The organism is Caulobacter sp. KR2-114 (genome assembly GCF_049446115.1).
Taxonomy (GTDB): Bacteria; Pseudomonadota; Alphaproteobacteria; order Caulobacterales; family Caulobacteraceae; genus Acaudatibacter.
Genome location: NZ_JBMSEC010000004.1, coordinates 365,989 through 385,045 on the forward strand (window position 1 = coordinate 365,989; position 19,057 = coordinate 385,045).

Annotated in this window: 14 protein-coding genes; all 14 read right to left on the reverse strand. The window is 69.3% G+C overall.

The window, feature by feature from the left end; genetic code table 11:
* Positions 1-53: 53 nt before the first annotated feature.
* Positions 54-1,397, reverse strand: a complete 1,344-nt coding sequence (locus ACO2Q3_RS16970) for a sensor histidine kinase (protein ID WP_423308636.1) — start codon at positions 1,395-1,397, stop codon at positions 54-56.
* Entirely contained in the window at positions 1,384-2,061 is a 678-nt protein-coding gene (locus tag ACO2Q3_RS16975; protein WP_423308638.1) for a winged helix-turn-helix domain-containing protein, read from the reverse strand. Before ACO2Q3_RS16975 ends, ACO2Q3_RS16970 begins: the two co-directional genes overlap by 14 nt.
* 173 nt (positions 2,062-2,234) lie before the next feature.
* Positions 2,235-5,132, reverse strand: a complete 2,898-nt coding sequence (locus tag ACO2Q3_RS16980; RefSeq protein WP_423308640.1) for a TonB-dependent receptor — start codon at positions 5,130-5,132, stop codon at positions 2,235-2,237.
* 285 nt (positions 5,133-5,417) lie between these two features.
* Positions 5,418-6,113, reverse strand: coding sequence for a TetR/AcrR family transcriptional regulator (locus ACO2Q3_RS16985; protein WP_423308642.1), 696 nt, complete (start codon positions 6,111-6,113; stop codon positions 5,418-5,420).
* 266 nt (positions 6,114-6,379) lie between these two features.
* Positions 6,380-6,937 (reverse strand): hypothetical protein, encoded by a 558-nt coding sequence (locus ACO2Q3_RS16990; protein WP_423308644.1) that lies wholly within the window; start codon positions 6,935-6,937, stop codon positions 6,380-6,382.
* An 18-nt stretch (positions 6,938-6,955) separates the two neighbouring features.
* On the reverse strand, positions 6,956-8,374 hold the full coding sequence (locus tag ACO2Q3_RS16995) for an efflux transporter outer membrane subunit (protein WP_423308646.1): 1,419 nt from the start codon (positions 8,372-8,374) through the stop codon (positions 6,956-6,958).
* A 2-nt stretch (positions 8,375-8,376) separates the two neighbouring features.
* Positions 8,377-9,573 (reverse strand): efflux RND transporter periplasmic adaptor subunit, encoded by a 1,197-nt coding sequence (locus ACO2Q3_RS17000; RefSeq protein WP_423308648.1) that lies wholly within the window; start codon positions 9,571-9,573, stop codon positions 8,377-8,379.
* Positions 9,566-12,817 (reverse strand): efflux RND transporter permease subunit, encoded by a 3,252-nt coding sequence (locus ACO2Q3_RS17005; RefSeq protein WP_423308650.1) that lies wholly within the window; start codon positions 12,815-12,817, stop codon positions 9,566-9,568. The genes ACO2Q3_RS17000 and ACO2Q3_RS17005 overlap by 8 nt, the downstream gene beginning before the upstream one ends.
* A 185-nt stretch (positions 12,818-13,002) precedes the next feature.
* Entirely contained in the window at positions 13,003-14,349 is a 1,347-nt protein-coding gene (locus tag ACO2Q3_RS17010; RefSeq protein ID WP_423308652.1) for a sensor histidine kinase, read from the reverse strand.
* On the reverse strand, positions 14,339-15,016 hold the full coding sequence (locus tag ACO2Q3_RS17015) for a response regulator transcription factor (protein ID WP_423308654.1): 678 nt from the start codon (positions 15,014-15,016) through the stop codon (positions 14,339-14,341). Before ACO2Q3_RS17015 ends, ACO2Q3_RS17010 begins: the two co-directional genes overlap by 11 nt.
* A gap of 50 nt (positions 15,017-15,066) precedes the next feature.
* Positions 15,067-15,465: a hypothetical protein gene (locus ACO2Q3_RS17020; RefSeq protein ID WP_423308656.1), complete on the reverse strand. Its 399-nt coding sequence runs from the start codon at positions 15,463-15,465 to the stop codon at positions 15,067-15,069.
* Between the two features lie 288 nt (positions 15,466-15,753).
* Positions 15,754-16,041, reverse strand: coding sequence for a hypothetical protein (locus tag ACO2Q3_RS17025; RefSeq protein ID WP_423308658.1), 288 nt, complete (start codon positions 16,039-16,041; stop codon positions 15,754-15,756).
* 277 nt (positions 16,042-16,318) lie between these two features.
* Positions 16,319-18,022: a hypothetical protein gene (locus ACO2Q3_RS17030; RefSeq protein WP_423308660.1), complete on the reverse strand. Its 1,704-nt coding sequence runs from the start codon at positions 18,020-18,022 to the stop codon at positions 16,319-16,321.
* Positions 18,023-18,431: 409 nt separating this feature from the next.
* Positions 18,432-19,049 carry a hypothetical protein gene (locus ACO2Q3_RS17035; protein WP_423308662.1) on the reverse strand — a complete coding sequence of 206 codons (618 nt, stop codon included), beginning with the start codon at positions 19,047-19,049 and terminating at the stop codon, positions 18,432-18,434.
* Positions 19,050-19,057: the final 8 nt, after the last annotated feature.

Below are 19,057 nucleotides of genomic sequence, written 5' to 3' on the forward strand. Positions count from 1 at the left end.
CTTGGCCGGCGGATTGCAAAATCCCAATGTTCGCCGCGCGCAGGCGGCGGGGGTCACACGGCCGGGAAGGCCACCACGGCGGCGAGGCCCGGCGACGCGTCCTGCAGCGAGACCTCCGCCCCATGCAGCCTGGCCACCGCCGCGACCATGGCCAGGCCCAGGCCGCTGCCGGGCGTGGAACGGCTGCGCTCAAGCCGGTAGAAGCGGTCGAATAGCCGCTCGCGCTCCGCCGCCGGCACGCCAGGCCCGTTGTCGACCACGCCCAGCACCACTCGCGCGCCATCCGCCGTCGCCCCGACGGTGACCGTCGCGCCCCGGCCGGCGTGGCGCAGACCGTTCTCCACCAGGTTCACCACCATCTGGGTCAGCAGCTCGGAATCCCCGTCCACCACCAGCGGACCGTGGTCGTCCAGCCGCAGGCTGATGTCGGCGTCCTCGGCGGAGGGGGCGAAGGCCTCCACCACGGTGCGGCAGACCTCGGCCAGGTCGGTCCGCCGGAACGCCGCGCGCCGCGCGCCGCCCTCGATCTGGGCGATGCGCAGCAGGGCGGCGAAGGTCTCGAGGATGGCGTCGAGGTCCGCCAGCGCCGCCTCCAGCGGCGCCTTGGCGCCCGCGCGGCCCGCCGCGCCCAGCTGCGATTCCAGCCGCGAGCGCAGACGCGTCAGCGGGGTGCGCAGATCGTGGGCGATGTCGTTGGACACCTGCCGCAGGCTCTCCATCAGCGCCTGGATGCGATCGAGCATGCGGTTGAAGGTGGCCGCCAGGTGGTCGAGGTCGTCGCCGACTCCGGGGACCGGCACCCGGCGCGACAGGTCGCCGTCGATGATCGCCTCGGCGGCGTTGGTGATCGCCGAGACCCGCCGGCGCATGCTGCTGCCCAAGGCATAGCCCAGGGCGGCGCCGATGGCGGCCACGGCCGCGATCGCCGCCAGCATGCGCTGCGCCAGCATGGCGTAGACGCTGTCGACGCCCTCGTCGTCGCCGCCGACCAGCAGGCGGTAGCCGCCGCCCAGCCCGGTGGACAGGATACGGACGGTCTCGCGCCGCGCGTGCGGCAAGGTCAGCTTGAGCTGCGACCAGCCAGGGCCGACCGGGGCTGCGGCCAGCCGTCCGGCGACCGCCCGCCCGCCTGGCCCGATGAGTCCGTAGTCCAGCGCCCCAGGCGTCCGGTCTCGCTCCTCGACCGCCTGGGCGACGCCGGTGACCCCCTCGGTGCGGTACTCCTGCACCAGGGCCGCGGCCTCGCTCTGGATGCGGGCGTCGAACTGCCGGTTGAGGGCCGTGCGCAGGGTCAGCAGCGTCACCAGGCCCAGCACCAGCACCGCCGCCAGGAAGGCGCCGGCGTAGATCGCGGCCAGCCTCAGGCTGGCGGAGCGGAACACCTTAGCCCGGGTCACGCAGGCAGTATCCGGCGCCGCGCAGGGTCTGGATCAGCTCGCGGCCGTGGCCCCGGTCGACCTTGGAGCGCAGGCGGCTGATGTGGGTCTCGACGATGTTGGTCTTGGGGTCGAAGTGGAAATCCCACACCGCCTCCAGCAGCATGGTGCGCGTGACCACCCGGCCGGCGTGGCGCATCAGGTATTCCAGCAGCTGGAACTCGCGCGGCTGCAGCTCGATGCGCCGCCCGCCCCGGGTCACCGTGCGCTGCAGCAGGTTCAGCTCCAGGTCCGCCACCTTCAGCGCAGTCTGCACCGCCTGCGGCGGCGGGCGCCGGGCCAGGGCGTTGACCCTCGCCAGCAGCTCGGCGATCGCGAAGGGCTTGACCAGGTAGTCGTCGCCGCCGGCCTCCAGCCCCTCGACCCGGTCGTCGATGCCGCCCAGCGCCGTCAGCAGCAGCACCGGCGTCTTCACCCCGGAGGCGCGGATGGTGCGCAGGATGGTCAGGCCGTCCACCTGCGGCAGCATGCGGTCCAGCACCATAACGTCATAGGTCTCGCCGGCCGCCAGCAGCAGGCCGTCGCGCCCCGAGTTCGCCACGTCGACCGCGTGGCCGGCCTCGCCGAGCGCCTTCTTCAGGTAGGCCGCGGTGTCCTTGTCGTCCTCGACGATCAGCAGCTTCACGTGAGATCCCGCAGGGCTTGGCGCCGGCCGCGGACCCTACAGCCTGCCGCGGCAAGGCGCGATGGCCGCGCGGTTACAAATCCCCAACCCAGGTCGGCCAAACCCGGCGCAAAGCAAAGGGCGCGCCGGAGACCGGCGCGCCCTCGCAGGACCGTGCTTCGAAGCCGTACGGCCTAGAAGAACTTGTAGTGCACCTCGATCCCGTAGGTCCGGGGCGGGGTGAACGAGGTGTTGTAGCCGGTGTTGACCGGGAAGTTGGTGACGTCGCGGTTGGAGGCCGTGACCGCCGAGTCGTAACCCAGCGTGTTGCCGACGTTCTTCACGTAGACGATGACCTGATAGCGGCCCTGGGTCGGGGTCCAGGACGCACGCAGGTCGACCTGGTTCCAGGACGGCGACTGGTTCCAGCGCTGGCTGAAGATGTTCGAGTAGGCGCTGCCCCGCCAGATGAAGTTGGCGCCGACGTTCAGCTTACCCTGATCCAGCACGAAGGTGTAGTTGCCGTTGATGGCGATCTTGTTCTCGGGAGCCTGCGGCAGCTTGTTGCCGACGACGCTGACCGGAACGCCATACACCGGGAACGCCGTCGTTCCGTAGTTGGTGTTGTCGTTCAGATCGATGAACTGATCCGCCTTCAGGATCTTGGTCGGGTTGTACGAGTAATCCAGCGACAGCTGCAGGTGATCGATCGGCTGCCAGACGGCGTCGATTTCAACGCCCATGGACCGCGACTGGGCGATGTTCACGAACTGAGTGACGTTGGTGGTGCCGACCCGTGCGCTCACCGGAGCCTGGAGGTTGGTGTAGTTGTAGTAGAAGGCCGCCAGGTTGAACTGCAGCGTGTGGCCGAAGTCCTTCTTGAAGCCGATTTCGAAGGAGTCGACGTTCTCGGGCTTGGCTTCAGGGTTCGTCAGACCGCCGCCGGCGGACAGACCAAAGGCCTTGTAGCCGCGGCTGTAGCGGCCATAGACCAGCAGGTCGCTGGACGGGGTCCATTCCACGCCGGCGGTGCCGGTGGTGGCGCTGGACGAGTCGCACAGCGAACGCGTCAGCATGCCGGTCGTCGGATCGATCGTGTACTGGGTGTAGGTCGTTCCGGAGACATAGGTCGGCGTGCCGCAGACGCCGGGGGCGCCGGCCACGGTGGTCTTCGGAGCAAGCGTCTTGGTCAGGTCGAACGCGCCACTGCCGAGGGCGGCGAGGAAGTTGTAGGCGCCGCCGGGGTTGGCGTTCAAGGAGCTCAGAATGGCCGGAAGGGCTGCGAAGTTGCCGTACAGGCTACCCCAGTTCGCCGCCGAGCCGGGGCCGAACGGGCTCAGGCCAAACGAGGAATACAGGCCCGACGAACCCGGAACCGCATAGATCGCACCATTCGGCCCGGTGGCGACCGGTGTCGTGCCGTTGTTGGTGAGCGTGTAGGACACCGGCGTATCGGCGAAGCCCGTCGGCGAGAAGCTCAGCACCCGCTTGCTTTCGGTGCCGTACTTGGTGTCGCGCGTGTAGCGCAGGCCGACCGTGAACTTCAGGGTGTCGGTGACCTTGTAGTCCACCTGGCCGAACACGGCGGTGCTCTTGGTCACCATGTTGTAGTTGGAATAGGAGAAGCCGCCGTCAGGATTGGCCGCGCCGCCGCCCAGGCCGAAGAGGCCGAGGTTCAGGCTTGTTTGCAGTTGCGGCTGGTTCGGCTGGTAGAAGTTGTAGGGGTTGGAGTACGACTCATGGTAGTAGTACGCCCCCATGATCCACTGTAGCGGACCGTCGGTGGTCGAGGTCAGGTTGATCTCGTGGCTCCACCAGGTGGGCAGTTCCTGGTAGTCGTAGGTGGTGGTGCCGGAGACGTTCAGCGCCTGGCAATCGGTCGGCGAAACGTGGCCGAGATAGGCGGTGTGGATCGTTCCGCAGATCGAATTGGGCGCCAGCGGGATCGTGTAGGACTGCACCGCCGTGCCGTCGAGGTCGCCGTGCAGCGAGTAGTGGTACTTCTGCCAGCCGCCGATGTACTTCAGGTCGAAGGTCGGGAAGGAGTACTTCACGTTCCACGACGACAGGAACACGCCCTGCAGCTTCACGCTCAGCGGGGTGTTGGTGTTGAAGGCGCGGGGGTCGGTCGCGGCGGGGTTCACCGTGGTGGTGCCCAGGTTGACCAGGTTGGTGGCGCCGGCGGAGTAACCGAAGGCGGGGTTGAAGACGACCGAGAAGTTCGGATCGATCAGGGCTTCTTCATAGGGAGGGCCGCCGACCGGGCCGATACCGGCGCGGGCGCCGGGGCCGCCGCGGTTGTCCCAGTGCAGGGTGCCGATCTTGCCCCAGAGGGTCAGCTTGTCGCCCAGGGTGGCCTCGCCCTGCAGTTCCACGGCGTATTCGTTGCGCTTGGCGCCTTCCGTGGGCATGCCCGGAACGACGTTGTGGAAGTAGCCCTCGCGCTGGTCCTTCTTGTAGCCGGACAGGCGGAACTTCAGGTTGTCGGTGATCGGGCCGGAGATCACGCCCTGGAAGTCCGAGTAGCCGTAGTTCTCGCCGATGGCGCGCACTTCGCCGTACCAGTGGTTGGTCGGGTGCGGCGACAGGATGTTGATGGTGCCGCCGATCGAGTTGCGGCCGTACAGGGTGCCTTGCGGGCCCCGCAGCACTTCCACCCGGTCGACCATCAGCGGCGGGCCGCCGGCGAGCACGGTGGAGGTGGTGTAGACGCCGTCGATGTAGATGGCCACGGCCGCGTCGACCGCGTGCACGTTGGTCAGACGGCCCACGCCGCGCACCGAGGCGCGGTCGTTGGAGCTGGAATAGACCAGGCCCGGGGTGAAGTTGGTCATGTCCTGAACGGTGTTGATGCCCTTCAGGTCGCGCTGCTTGGCGCCGAACGCCGAGATCGCGATCGGCACATCCTGCAGGCTCTGTTCGCGCTTTTCAGCGGTCACCACCAGGGTGTCGATGGTCGTCGCCTGGTCCTGGGCCGCAGCGCCTGCCGCGGCGCTCGCATCGGCCGCCATCGCCGGCGCAGCCATCGCGCCGAACGCCATGGCCGAAGCGCCCAGCGCCAGCCAACGCCGAAGACTCGTGTGGTTCGTCATTCAGATTTTCCTCCCCCGAAGAGCGTCCCTTGTCTGCCTGGACGCCCTGCGCTCTTGTTTGACTCCTGAGTGGCGCGACCGCCCTCAGTTACGATGCATCAATCGTTCGTTTGCGCCAAAAATGTCAACGCATTGCCACTCCATGGCGGGTATGTTTCAGCGATAGAGACGACGCTGTGGCGCCGGAACCGCACTTTTGCACATTGGATTCAAAAACCAGTCTCTGAATTTGGGTATATTTTGACGCGGGCGCCCCACAAATAGGCGTCAGCGACGGATTGATCTTCAATTGGATGAGGCAAGTCCCGAGGCCTCGGCCGAAGGACCTCGCGCAGATCCCCCCAGCATTCCCAGGCTGGCGCGCAAAACAGCGGCGCTCAGCTCATGCGCCGAGTCCGGCTGTGGACTGGGCATGTTCAGGATCGAGAGGGCCATGCCGCGTCCCGTGAGCAGCAGGGTCGCCGAGACATCGGCCGCAAGGGCGAAGGGAAGCCCCATGTTACTGGCGATCACCTCGCGCAGGGCGATCGCCACCATCGACATGCCGGCGCCGGGTTCGCGGTCGGCCCGCGACTGATCCTCGCCGCTCATCAGGGCATAGAGTCGCGGGCGGGTGGCGACGAACTCGAGATAGGCGGACACGCCAGCCTCGGCCGCGTGTCCCAGATCGCTGGTGACGCAGGTCATCACCGCGGTGGTCAGCAGCCGGCAGCCGTGCCGCCGCAGGGCCATCAGGAACCCGTCGCGGTTGCGGAACAGATGGTAGAGGCTGGTGACCGGGATGCCGGTATTCTTGGAGATGTAGTCCAGCGTCAGCTGTCGGTCATCGAAACGCTCGATGGCGGCGATACCGAAATCCAGCGCCTTCGACGCCTTGTCTGTCGACGTCTGCCGAAGACTGGCGCCCAGGCGCGCCGTCTTGCCGCCGGGCCGCTCGCCGGCGCGGTTATACTCGATGGGCCGCCCCGAAGGCACGCTCATCCCCCCTGCTCTTGCGCATTGACGGCCCCCACCCCGAGTTCCGTCCGCTTTTCGTCAGTAAGGGGGAAAATGCGGAGCGTGTCCACGCGTCCGCAAAAATTATTTCGATTCTGACAGATTGCACGGGGCCGCCCGGTCCCCGCACCGTGCGCTTTGCGGCAGGTTCTGGGCCCTTTTCCACACGCCGCGGAAAAAACTGACGCCGGCGTCAGGCATCCGGCGCGGCGCGCAGGGCCGCGTTGCGAGCGCTCGGTTGCCCGGAATGATCACATGATCGGGCGATGCGCAGCGAACAGCGCGGACCCGAGGTCGGCGACACATTGGCCGAAACCCGGCTCGGCCGGGTCATAGCCGACGGCGGCGCAGGCGCGCCGCTCCCGCTCGGCGAGTGTCAGGTGCGGCGCGGGCGGGGCCGTCCTCGCGAGCGCCGCAGTCTGGCCGGCAGGTTGCCTGCCGGCGGCCGCACCGGATTGCGCCTGGGCGTCCAGTTCGCAGCCGGAGAGCGCGGGCGTCCCGCGGATCATGCCCCGCGACAGGCAATCGCGCCGCGCGGCGGCCGATCGATCGGCGGCAAGGCGGGACGCAAGGGCGCGAGAGAGGCTCTCCTGGCAGACATTGAAGTCGTCGACCGATCCTTCAGGCAGCCTGGCCACCATGGCGCACGCCTGCACGATCCGGCTCATCTCGTCGGGAGGGACGCGACCCGGGTTGTAGACAGGGGTCGAGGCGCAGCCAGCGGCAGCCAACAGCATCATCGCCGCGAGCCGCTCCGCGGCGCCCCGGCCGAGGCGACGTCGGCCCGGAACCAGTCGCTCAGGCTTCATGGTTCGCCCCGCTCCGGTTCACACCCCGCCCCCTGTGGCGCGCACGAGGTCAATGCTGGCGACCAGCCGTCGCGTCTCGATGTCTTCGTCGCGCCGGCGGGCGTCCAGAGCGGCGGCCTGGGCGGTGACCACCTCGAGGTAGTTTACCGCCCCTTGACGGTAGCGCCGCAGAGCGAGCGCCTCGGCGCCGTCCGCGGCGGCCACGGCCGAGGCTTCCGCCTGGGCCTCGTCGGCCAGGTGATTCTCCCGGGCGAGGGCGTCCTCCACGTCCTGGAACGCGCGCAGCACGGTGCGGCGGTAGGCGGCGCTGGCGGCGTCGAAGCCGGCCCGGGCCGCAGCGAGCTGGGCATGTCGCCGGCCGCCGTCGAACAGGGTCATCGCGAGAGTGGGCCCCAGGGTCCAGTAGCTGTCCGGGGCGCTGAGCCACGCCGGTCCGCCGGTGTTCTGGAAGCCGCCGAGCGCCTGCAGATCCAGGCTGGGATAGAAGGCGGCGCGCGCCACCCCGATCTCGCGGTTGGCGGCGTAGGCGCGGCGTTCGGCGGCGGCCACGTCGGGCCGCCGCTGCAGCAGGGTCGATGGCAGGCCGGCCGGCGGATTGGGCAGGGTGGACGCCTGGATGGACGTCGGCAGGGCGAAGGTAGAGGCGCTCTCGCCCACCAGGCTGGCGATGGCGTGCTCGTAGAGCGCCCGCTGATCGGCGACGTCCGCCACCTGGGCGCGGGCGCTGTCGAGCTGGGTCCTGGCCCGGTCGACGTCGAGGCCTGAGGCGATGCCCACGTCGTGGCGGTCCTGGATCAGCTTGAGCGCCCGACCATAGGCGCCCACCGCATCGCCCAGCAGCGCCGATTGGGCGTCGAGGCCGCGCAGGCGCATGTAGTCGGTCGCCAGCTCGGCCTGCAGCGCCAGACGTACGTCGGCCAGGTCGGCGGCGCTGGCCTCGGCCTGCGCCTTGCCGGCGGCCACCAGGTTGCGCACCCGCCCCCAAAGGTCGATCTCATAGTCCGCCGCACCGCCGAGGGTGTCGGCGGCATAGTAGTTTGGCTGGTTCGCCCCGCGCAGGGGGCGATCGTCGGACTGCCGATTGCGCGTGGCGCTCACCGCCGCGCCGGCGCGGGGATAGAGGCCGGCGCGCGCCTCGGCGGCGAACGCCCGGGCCTGGTCGTAGCGGGCGACGGCCTCGGCCAGGGTTGGATTGGCGCCCTCGATACGCGACTCCAGGCCATCGAGCGCGGGGTCGCGGTAGATCTCCCACCACGCACCGCGGGGCGTGGCGTCCTGCGGCGTGGCCATGGTCCACGGCCCCTGTTCCTTGAAGGTCGGGGGCGGCGTGGCGGCCAGCGGCGTCTGGTACGCCGGGGCAAGATCGCAGCCCGCGAGGGCAAGGGCCAGCGCCAGGCTGGACGCGGCGACGCCGGCGCGCGGGCGAGCGATGCGCACGGTCAACCTTCCTGGGCGGCGACTGGCCGGACCTGGGCTGCCAGCCGCACCGCCTCGCCGTCGGCGAGCGAGTCCGGCGGGCTGTCGATCACCCGGTCGCTGGCGGTCAGCCCGCCGGCGATCTCCACCGAGCTTCCCTGGTCCTCGGCGATCGTGACGTAGCGCAGGTGCGCCCGGCCGTCGGCGCCCAGCACCGCCACGGCGGTTCCCTTGCGGCGGAACATCACCGCGCTGGCCGGCAGCCGCAGCACCCCCGTCGGGGTCGGCAGGGCGAAGCGCACCTGGGCGTAGTCGCCGGGATCCAGCGTCCCGCTCCCCTGCGCCCCGGCGGGATTGTCCATCTGCAGCTCCACAGTCATGGCGCCAGACTGGTCGGAGACCGCGCCATTGGTGCTCACCAGGGTGGCGGTGAACGTCTGGCCGGGATGCTCGGGCACCGTCAGGGTCGCGGTCATGCCCGGGTGGAGCTGGGCGGTGTAGGCCTGGGGCGCCTTCACGTAGATGCGCAGGCGGTGGACGTCCGAGACCGTGAACAGGCCGGCGTCGTTGGGCGCGCCTGCGGCGATCAGGGCGCCGATGTCGGTCGTGCGGCCGGTGACCACGCCGTCGAACGGGGCGGTGATGCGCTTGAACGCCTCCAGGGCGCGCAACCGGCCCACTTCCGCGGAGGCCGCCTTGACCAGGGCGGACTTGGCGGCCAGGTCGCTGGCCTTCTCGTCAGCCTCCTGGTGCGACACGGCGTCATCGCCCAGCAAGGTCTTCCAGCGGCCCGCGGTGACCTGGGCCAGGGACTGGTTGGCGATGGCGGTGGACAGGTCTGCCTGGGCGCGCGCCAGCTGCTGGTCGAGGTCGGGCGTGTCGATCTCGGCCAACACCTGGCCGGCTTTCACCCTGGCTCCGATGTCGGTGTACCAGCGCTTCAGGTAGCCCGGGACGCGGGCGTGGATCTGGGCGTCATAGAAGGCGCGCACCTGGCCCGGCAGCACCAGGCCTTCCTGGGCGGCGGCCGGGGTGGGCGAGATCACCGCCACCGTGGGGATCGCCTCTGCGTCCGTCCGGGTCTTCAACGCCTGGCTGGCCGACACCCGGCTGACGAGACCGCCGGCGACGATCAGCACGGCCAGCGCCGCGCCGCCCAGGGCCGCCGGCCTGAGCCAGCGTTGCGGCCGGTGCTGCAGCACGTCGGGTTCGTCATGCATAGGAGGCGTCTCCAAGATCGGGGGCGGGACCGGGGGTGGGGTGAACGGCCGTGCTGGCCTTGGGCGCCCGGCCCCGGCGCGCGTGCGCCAGGCTGAACACCACAGGCACGAACACCAGGGTCGCGAGGGTGGCGAACACCAGGCCGCCGATCACCGCCCGGCCGAGCGGGGCGTTCTGCTCTCCGCCCTCGCCCAGGCCCAGCGCCATGGGCGCCATGCCGATGATCATCGCCAGCGCCGTCATCAGCACCGGGCGGAAGCGGGTGAAGCCGGCTTCCAGCGCGGCGACCGTGGCGTCGCCGGTGGCCTCCAGCCGCTCGCGGGCGAACGACACCACCAGGATCGAGTTTGCGGTGGCCACGCCCATGCACATGATCGCGCCGGTCAGCGCCGGCACCGACAGGGTGGTCCCCGTGGCGAACAGCATCCAGACGATCCCGGCCAGCGCCGCCGGCAGGGCGGTGATGATCACGAACGGGTCCAGCCACGACTGGAAGTTCACGACGATCACCAGATAGATCAGCACGATCGCGCCCAGCAGCCCCAGGAACAGGCCGGAGAAGGCGTCGTTCATGGTGGTGACCTGGCCGCGCAGGGTGACGATCGCGCCCTTCGGGGCCTGGGCGGCGGTCGCCTTGATCAGCGCATTGATGTCGTGCGCCACGGCCCCCAGGTCGCGCCCGGAGGGGGTGGCGTAGAGGTCCAGCGACGGCTGGATGGCGTAGTGCGAGACCACCGCAGGGGAGTCCTCGCGGGTGATCGAGCCCAACCCGCCCAGAATCTGCATGTCGCCCGACTTGCCGCCGGTGACCGGCAGGTTCTCCAGGCCCGAGAGGCTGTCGACGTCCCATTGCGGCGCCTGGGCGACGATCGGGTACGACACCCCGGTGCGCGGGTTCAGCCAGAAGGCCGGGGCGGTCTGGAAGCTGCCGGCCAGGGATGTGGACAGGGTGGTGGTGACGTCCCGCTCCGTGAGGCCGAGCTCGCCGGCGCGGGTCCTGTCCACCGCGATCCGGAACTGCGGATAGTGGCTGGACTGCTGCAGCCGGGCGTCGGCCACGCCGGGGATCCGCTTCAGCCTCTCCAGCAGCATCCCGGCATAGGCTTCGTCGGCCACGCGGTCGGGGCCGGACACTTGCAGGTCGATCGGCGCCGGCGCGCCGAAGTTGAGGATCTGGCTGATGATGTCGGCCGGCAGGAACGAGAAGGTCGACCCGGGGAACATCTGCGGCAGCTTCTGGCGCAGGGCGCTCACGTACTGCGCCGTGGGCCGGTGATGCTCGGCCAGGGTGATGTAGATGTCCCCGTCCTGCGGGCCGATACCGCCGGTGTTGGAATAGGCGCGGTTGATGCCGCTGACCGGCAGGCCGATGTTGTCGACCACCGTCGTCAACTGGTCGGCCGGGATGGCTTGCCGGATCGCGCCCTCGACATGGTCGAACAGGGCGGCGGTGTCCTCCAGCCGGGTGCCGACCGGGGCGCGGACATGCAGCACGATCGAACCGGAATCCACCGTCGGGAAGAAGTTGGCGCCCAGGAAGGGGGCCAGGCCGAAGGACAGCGCCGTCACCGCCACAAAGCCGACGACGAACCGCCAGCGGGCCTTCAGCGCCATGGCCAGCACGGCGCGGTATCGCTCGCGGACGGCGGCGAACCGCGCCTCGAAGCCATGCTGGAATCGGACCAGGGGGTTGCGGCTGGGGGCCGGGCGCGCGGCGCCCCCGCCGTGCGTTTCCATCACATAGGCGTCGTGCGGCGCATGCTGGCCCTTCAGCAGATACATCGCCAGCACCGGCACCAGGGTGCGCGACAGCAGGAACGAGGCGATCATGGCGAACACCACCGCCTCGGCCATGGGCACGAACAGGAAGCCGGCGATGCCCTTCAGCTGGAACATCGGCACGAACACGATGCAGATGCACAGCAGCGAGACAAAGGCCGGGGTAACGATCTGGGCCGCGCCGTCCAGGATGGCGGCCTTGATCTCCTTGCCCTGCTCCAGGTGCCAGTTGATGTTCTCGATGGTCACCGTGGCGTCGTCGACCAGGATGCCGACGGCCAGCGCCAGCCCGCCCAGGGTCATGATGTTCAGGGTCTGACCGATGGCCGCGAGGGCGGCGATCGAGGCCAGCACCGCCAGCGGGATCGAGGTGGCGATGATCACCGTCGAGCGCCACGAGCCCAGGAACAGCAGGATCATCAGGCTGGTGAGCGCTGCGGCGATCAGCCCTTCCTTGATAACGCCCGAGACTGCCGCTTTCACGAACAGCGACTGGTCGTTCAGCAGGGCGACCTTGAGGCCGGGCGGCAGGCTCTGCCGCAGCCGAGGCAGCACGTCCTTGACGCCCTGGACGATGGACAGGGTGGAGGCCGAGCCGCTCTTCAGCACGCTCATCAGCACCGAGCGGTGGCCGTCGACCCGCACCTCGTTGCGCTGTGGCGGAAAGCCGTCGCGGACGTGGGCCACGTCGCGGATGTAGACGGTGGCGCCGTTCACCGTCTTCACCGGCAGGTCGTTCAGCGCCTCGACGGCGTCGGGGCTGTTGTTGAGCTTGATGTTGTATTCGAAGGCGCCGATCTTGGCGGTCCCGGCGGGGACGATCTGGTTCTGCGCCGCCAGGGCGGCAGCCACGTCCTGGGCGGAAAGTCCCTTCGACTGCAGCGCCTGGGGATCGAGGTCGACCTGGATCTGCCGCTCCTTGCCGCCATAGGGCGAGGGGATCGCGGCGCCCGGGATCGAGGTCAGGGCCGGACGGATGAAGTTCTGCCCCAGGTCGAACAGCTTCTGTTCCGAGGTCTGGGCGCTGGACAGCGCCAGCTGCAGGATCGGCACCGTCGAAGCGTTGTAGTTCAGGATCAGCGGCGGGGTGATGCCCGGCGGCATCTGCTTCAGCACCGTCTGCGACATCGAGGTCACCTGGGCGGTGGCTGTGCGGATGTCGACGCCGGGCTGGAAGAAGATCTTGACGATGCCGATGCCGGGCAGCGACTGGCTCTCGACGTGGTCGATGTCGTTGACCGTCGTGGAGAGCTGCCGCTCGTAGTAGTAGATCACCCGCCCGGACATGTCCTCGGGCGGCAGGCCGCGATAGGTCCACACCACCGCGATCACCGGTATCCTGATGTCAGGGAAGATGTCGGTGGGGGTGCCGACGGCGGCGCGCACGCCGAAGATGAGGATCAGGATCGCGAGGACAAAGAAGGTGTACGGCCGCCTCAGGCCGAGCCGCACAATCGCCAGCATCCACGCAACTCCGAAATCGACAAGAGGCGCCGGAGCGCGGCCGCCGCTCGCATATCGAGGGGGGGGATTGCTGGCGGCCGCGTCCGACGGGGCGGAAACTAGCCGCGGAGGCCGGCCGGGCCAGTGAATAATGTTTCACGCATCCGGCCGCTCATACTTGTTTATTTTCAATAGGTTGATGGCTGCTATGAACAGTCGATCACAACCTTCAGGCCCGGCCCGGCATCCTGCAGCGCCATGCGGAATCGGTGCAGCCGCAGGATCGCCGCGACGATGCTCAGGCCAAGGCCGGAGCCGGGCGTCAGACGGTCGTGCTCGCTGCGATAGAAGCGCTGCAGCACCAGCGTGCGCTCGCTTTCGGCCACGCCCGGACCGTTGTCCTCCACCACCAGCACCGGATGCTGCGAGGAGCCGCGCAGCCGCACCCCGACCGTCCCGCCCCGGCCGGTGAACTTGATGGCGTTGTCCACCAGGTTGCTGATCGCCTCGAACAGCAGCTTGGGGTCGGCCTCGACGGTCGCCGGCGCGGCGACGTCGAGGATCAGGGTGACCCCTTCCTCCTCGGCGAGGGGCTGGTACAGCTCGACCACCTGATGGCAGACCTGGGCCAGGTCGATGGCTGTGAAACCGGCGCGACGATGGCGGTTCTCCAGCTCGGAGATACGAAGGAGCGCGCGGAATCGCTCCAGCACCACGTCGATCTGGTCGATGGCGTGGCCCAGTTCCCGCGGGTCGTGGACGTCGCCCTGCTGCAGCCGGTGCAGCAGGGAGCGGGCCCGGGTCAGGGGCGTGCGCAGGTCATGGGCGATCGTCTCGCTGACGCCGCGCACCTCGGTCAGCAGCCGTTCCACTTCGTCCATCATGGCGTTGACCGTGACGGCGAACATGTCGAGCTCATCGTTGAATGGGCTGGTGGGCATGCGACGCTTCAGGTCGCCGGCGGCGATCTCCTCGCTGGCCGCCTTGAGCTTTTGCAGCCGCAGCAGCGGCGAGAGGCTGAGCAGGGTCGCCAGGCCGATCACCACCACGATGGTCAGGCCGCCGCTCCAGATCAGGGCGGAGGCGATGATGGTTCGCATCTCGCGCAGCTGGTTGACGTCTCGCCCGACCACCAGCACCTGGCCGGTTCGCAGCCGCCGGGCCAGCAGCCGCGCGTAGACCGGGAACTCAACGGTGGGCGCCGCCTCCATTGGCTTGCCGCCGGGACGCAGCCCCGCGGGGACAGTGTGCAGATTGCCCGCCAGCCAGCGGCCGCGGGCGTCGAACAGGGCGAAGACGTTGCTCTGCGTCCCGTCTAGCGACAGCGCCTCGTCGATCCGCTGGCCGACCTGTGCTGGCGCCGACCGCGCCAGGGCGTCGGCCTCGGTATTGAGGATGCTGTCGACCCGCTGAGTCAGGTAGACCACAGACTGCAGGTAGATCATGCCCAGCAGGGCCAGCATGCCGAGCGCCACCAGCACCCCGTAGAGCATGGTCAGGCGGAAGGTGGAGACCCGCCACAGTTCGCCGCGCCAGACCTGGCTAAGGCGCATCGATCATGTAGCCCACGCCGCGTTCGGTCTTGAACAGCGGCGCAAGGCCAGGCGTGTCGATCTTGCGGCGCAGCTTGCCCACATGCACATCGATCAGGTTGGTTCCGGGATCGAAGTAATACTCCCAGACCCACTCGAAGATCATCCGCCGGCTCAGGATCTGGCCGGCGTTGCGCATCATGAACTCCAGCAGCTTGAACTCCATCGGCAGCAGCTCGATGCGCCGGCCCTCGCGGATCGCCTCGTGCTTGACCAGATCAAGGCGCAGGTCGCCGACGGTCAGCAGGGTCTCCACCGCGGGCCGCTGGCTGCGGCGCACCAGCGCCTCCAGCCGCGCCACAAGCTCGTTGGGCGCGAAGGGCTTGGTCAGGTAGTCGTCGCCCCCCGCGCGCAGGCCGGTCACACGGTCGTCGACGTCCGACAGGGCGCTGACCATCAGCACCGGGGCGCCGGAGCCGGCGTCGCGGAGGGCGCGGACCACCTCCAGCCCGTCCAGGCCCGGCAGCATGCGGTCGAGGGTCAGGGCGTCGTAGCGCTGCGACAGGGCGCGCTGCAGCCCCTCGCGACCGTCGAAGCTCTGCTCGGCGTGGAAGCCGCCGGCCGACAGGCAGGCTGCGATCTCGCTGGCCGTCTCGGCGTCGTCCTCGATGATCAGCACACGGGGCATGGGCGCACGCCGCTCAGCCGGCGGGATAGGGGTGGCGGTGGCCTGGGCCATCAGTTCTGCGGGTGGTCCGCCGCGAACATGGCCGATTGTAGACCCTGTACGCAGCTATTGAACCCCGGCGCCGCCGGCTCCAGCCCAAGGCGGGCGCAGGACATCCGTTCCCGTCGCATCACCTCGCCCGGCGAGGCGTAGAAGTACGACTTCGCCGCTGGCCCGGCGTGGGCGTCGAAGCTGGCCGTGGCGGCGGCCGTGGCGGCGCCGCGCAGCTCGCATTCGGCCAGAGCCGGCCTATCGGCGGCCGCGCCGCTCTGGATGCAGCGGGCGCGCGCCGCGGCGAGATCGCCGTCGCGGTCAAGGGCCTGCGCATCGCGCATCAGACTGTCGACGCAAGCCTGGAAGTGTTCCTCCCCTGGCGCCAAGCCCATCACGACGTGGCAGATGAGCTGCACGTCAGCAGCCTGGCCTGGGGGCAGGTTCAGGGGATTGTAAGGGGCCGCGAGCGCCGACGGCGCAATCAGGGCGGCGGCAAGGACCAGGACAGAAGCCGGGACCAGGGCGCGAGGACTGCAGAACATGCCGTCAAGCTAAACGGGACGCCTGGCCGGACCAGTGAATAAAATTTCACCGAGCCCGCCCGCATGTATTAACCGACACTTGGCTACATTCCCGTAAAGTACTGATCGTAAAATGAACGCGATCTATACATGTGAGCGCGGCCCGAGGCGGACTCCTGGCGGTCAGCGCCTGCCATCCGACCGTTCCTCGTCGATCAGGCTGCGCCAGTAGCTGTCGTTGCCACGGAAGAAGGCATCCAGGGCGTCGGCCATGCGCTTGACCCGGTCATGCAGGCGCTGGGTGCTCTTCAGGCGAGCCAGGCATTCGCGGGCGGTGACCTCGAGGTGCGCCAGCATGTGCGCCGAGCGGGCGGTCTCGGCCTCGATCCGGCGCAGCTCCTTGACCAGGCTGGCGACGCTGACCCGGTCCGCGGCGTTCAGCGGCTCACGCCCCGCCAAGGCGCGCCGCACCAGCCCGCCCACCCAGGTGGCGCGCGTGAAGCGACGCCCGACCGACAGGCCGTCGAGGCGGGCGATCTCCGCCTCGCTGAGCAGCAGCCGGACGGTGACGTAGCTGTGTCCGCCCCCCGCCTCGGGTTCGACGACGATCTCCGCGGCCTCGTCCGCGGCGTCCTGCAGGTCGACGGCCGGATCCTCGTCCGGACGCCGGGCCTGCCGGGCGGCTTGCGCGGCCCGCCGGACGCGACCATTCGATCGCGTCCGCGCCGCCGCCAGCCAGTCAAGGGAGTCAGAACGGATAATAGCGGAAGCTCGTGAAGATCATGTTCTCGCTGGTCTTGGGGACCCCGCCGGCGGCGCCGGAGAAGGCTTCCAGCTGGGTGTAGGAGTACTGCACGCCGAAGCGCACCTGGCCGAACCTGCCCTGGTAGATCTTGTCCCAGAAGCCGCCGGTGACCTGGCTCATCACGTGGATGTCGGCCGTGCAGCTGGCGCCCTCGATGGCGCAGTTGGTCAGGTTGGCGGCCGTACTGCCGAAGCCGTAGGTCCCGCCGCCGATGCTGCTGAACAGCCGGTCCTGCCGCTCCTCGCCGCCGAACACGTAGAGGTCCAGCGCCTTGGTGGCGTGCACCGTGGCGCCGGCCATGAACATGGTCTCGCGGATCGGCTTCAGCGAGCCGTCGGGGCCGACGATGGTGTCGGGCAACTGGCCCGCGCCGTAGCGGCCGACGCCCGTGCCGGTCAGCACCGACGCCTGCAGGTCCAGCATCGGGGCCACGGCCCACAGCGCGCCCGCGCCCACGCCGCCGCCGTTGGTCGAGCGGTTCGACGTCCCGGCCGGCAGGTTCAGCAGGTTGGTCCCGCTGATGGTCACCCGGTCGTAGAAGTTGCGGTAGACGCCATAGACCTCCAGGTGCAGCGGCCGCGCGCCGCCCAGGTCAGGCTCGAACGCCAGCTTGCCGACCACGTCCGGCACATGGTTCAGCGACAGGGTGTTGGCGCTGTCGAACTGCGAGGTCGGCGCGGCGGTGTTGACCACGCTGACGCCGGGGATCGTGGTCCCGGTGGTGCCGGTGGCGGCGCTGGCGAAGGTGGTCTGCGGGTTCTCCAGCGAGACCGCGGCCCAGACCTGCTTGCGGTCGAAGTCTGCGGTCAGGCGCACCTGCGGCTGGCGGGCCCAGGTGAAGCCCGGCACGTACTGCGCCTCGATGGTGGGCGGCGGGACCTCGTTGCGCGGCGTGATGCCCTTGGCGTTCAGCGTGGTTAGGGACCAGTTCTGGCCGACCAGCAGGTGCAGGCCGCGGTCTTCCCAGTCCAGGGTGCCGTAGAGGTTGCGGATGCGCGGGCTGAACGAGTTGCTCTCGTTGGAGTTGGCGGTCTGCGGGCCGGCCAGGAAGTCGAATTCGGAATAGAAGCCGGCGTGGATTTCCGGGGTGATGTCGCCCTCGGCCAGCAGCGAAAGCCGGCTCTGGCGAGCCGTGCCCCGCAGTTCCGAGGTGTGGCCCGCCGGAGTGTTGGCGAAGGGGATCTTCGAATAGCTGGAGCCGATGTCGGCAGCTTCGTTCTTCGAGCGATAGACGCTTTCGGCCGCCGCAAATCCGCCCAGCGTCAGGGTCACGCCCCGATAGCGCAGCTTGCCGTCCTTGGGCTGGGCCGCGGCGATCTGGCTGTGCACCTCGCCCGGGATGGTCTTGATCTCGGCGTCGGCCTGCGCCTCGGCGTGCTCGGTGCGGGTGCGCTCGTCGGCCAGTTGCTGGCGCAGTTCGGTGATCTGCGCCTGGTCGTCGGCGTGCTGGCGGTTGGCGTCGTCCTGGCGCGCGGCCAGGGCCTGCAGCTGGCTCTGCAGCTGGTCGACCTTCTGCTCCAGCGCCGACGGCGCGGCCGGGGCGGCGGTCTTGTGGTGGCGCCGGGCCGGCTTGGCGTCGGCCGTTCCCGCCACGGCCAGCAGCGCGCCGAGCCCGACGGCGCCCAGCAGGGTAGCTCTCGTTCGCATGATCTATCCCCCGATCTGCCGGACCGCCCCTGCGGACCCGGCGTCAAGTTATGCGGGGGCTCTCTCGTGTAGATCATCGGCCGCAAGCCAGTGAAATATATTTCATCGAGCCGTATGGGCCATATTCGCCAGTCGTCACAAAACCTTCATTCAACTTATCTAGTGTGCGCCTGAGCGGTCGATCGCCCACAATGGGTGCTTTCCGAGAGATATTCTGCTCGTTCACTTCGGCACAACATCGCGAAAGCAAGCGCTTCGAAGTGTCCGCTCAACATTGGCGGCGCAGCCACTTCACTGACCACCGCGCCTCCGCCCCCTGAAAACGCGTTCGCCGGCCGCGGCCTCTTGCGGAGCCACGACCGGCGTTCGAGTCAGGGCGCCGGCTGGCGGCGCTCCGGACTGGGGGGCCTCAGGATTGCGGGTTGTCGATCCGGAAGAAGGTGTCCTCAATGTGCGACACGCAGGCGTCGTGCTCGGGGAAGCCGGGCTCCAGGCCGAGCTGGGCGCAGGCCAGCCGCTCGCGCCGGCCAATCTCGTGCGGCGAGGCGGTGAAGAAGTCGCCCAGGCGGCGGCCGCCCGCCAGCGGCGCCGGGACATCGGCGGCCTGCAGCCGGGCCGGGCCGGCCTCGCGGGCATGGTAGACACACTCGGCCAGCGCCGGGGAGCCTTCCGCCAGGCCGCGGGCGCGGCAGTCGGCGTCGGCGCGCGAGGTCGCCCGGGCTGCGTCCACTCGCCCGAGTTCATCCGACAGGCTCATCACGCAGCCCTGGAAGTGGTTCTCGCCGGGGTCCAGCCTCGGGTCCTGCGCCGCGCCCCAGACGTTGGAGGGAACCTCCTTCGGGCTGAGCCCGAGGGTGGTCTGGCAGATGCTCTCGACGCGGGCGAGCTCGGCGCCGCCTAGACCGGCGGGATAGTATGGCGCGGCGCTGGCCACGCTCGGCATGGCGAGCGCCAGCAGCCCGGCGCCGATCACGCGCGCGGCGCGCCCGGCGAACACCAAATGACCGACAGACCGTTGTTTCCTCATCGCGCCTT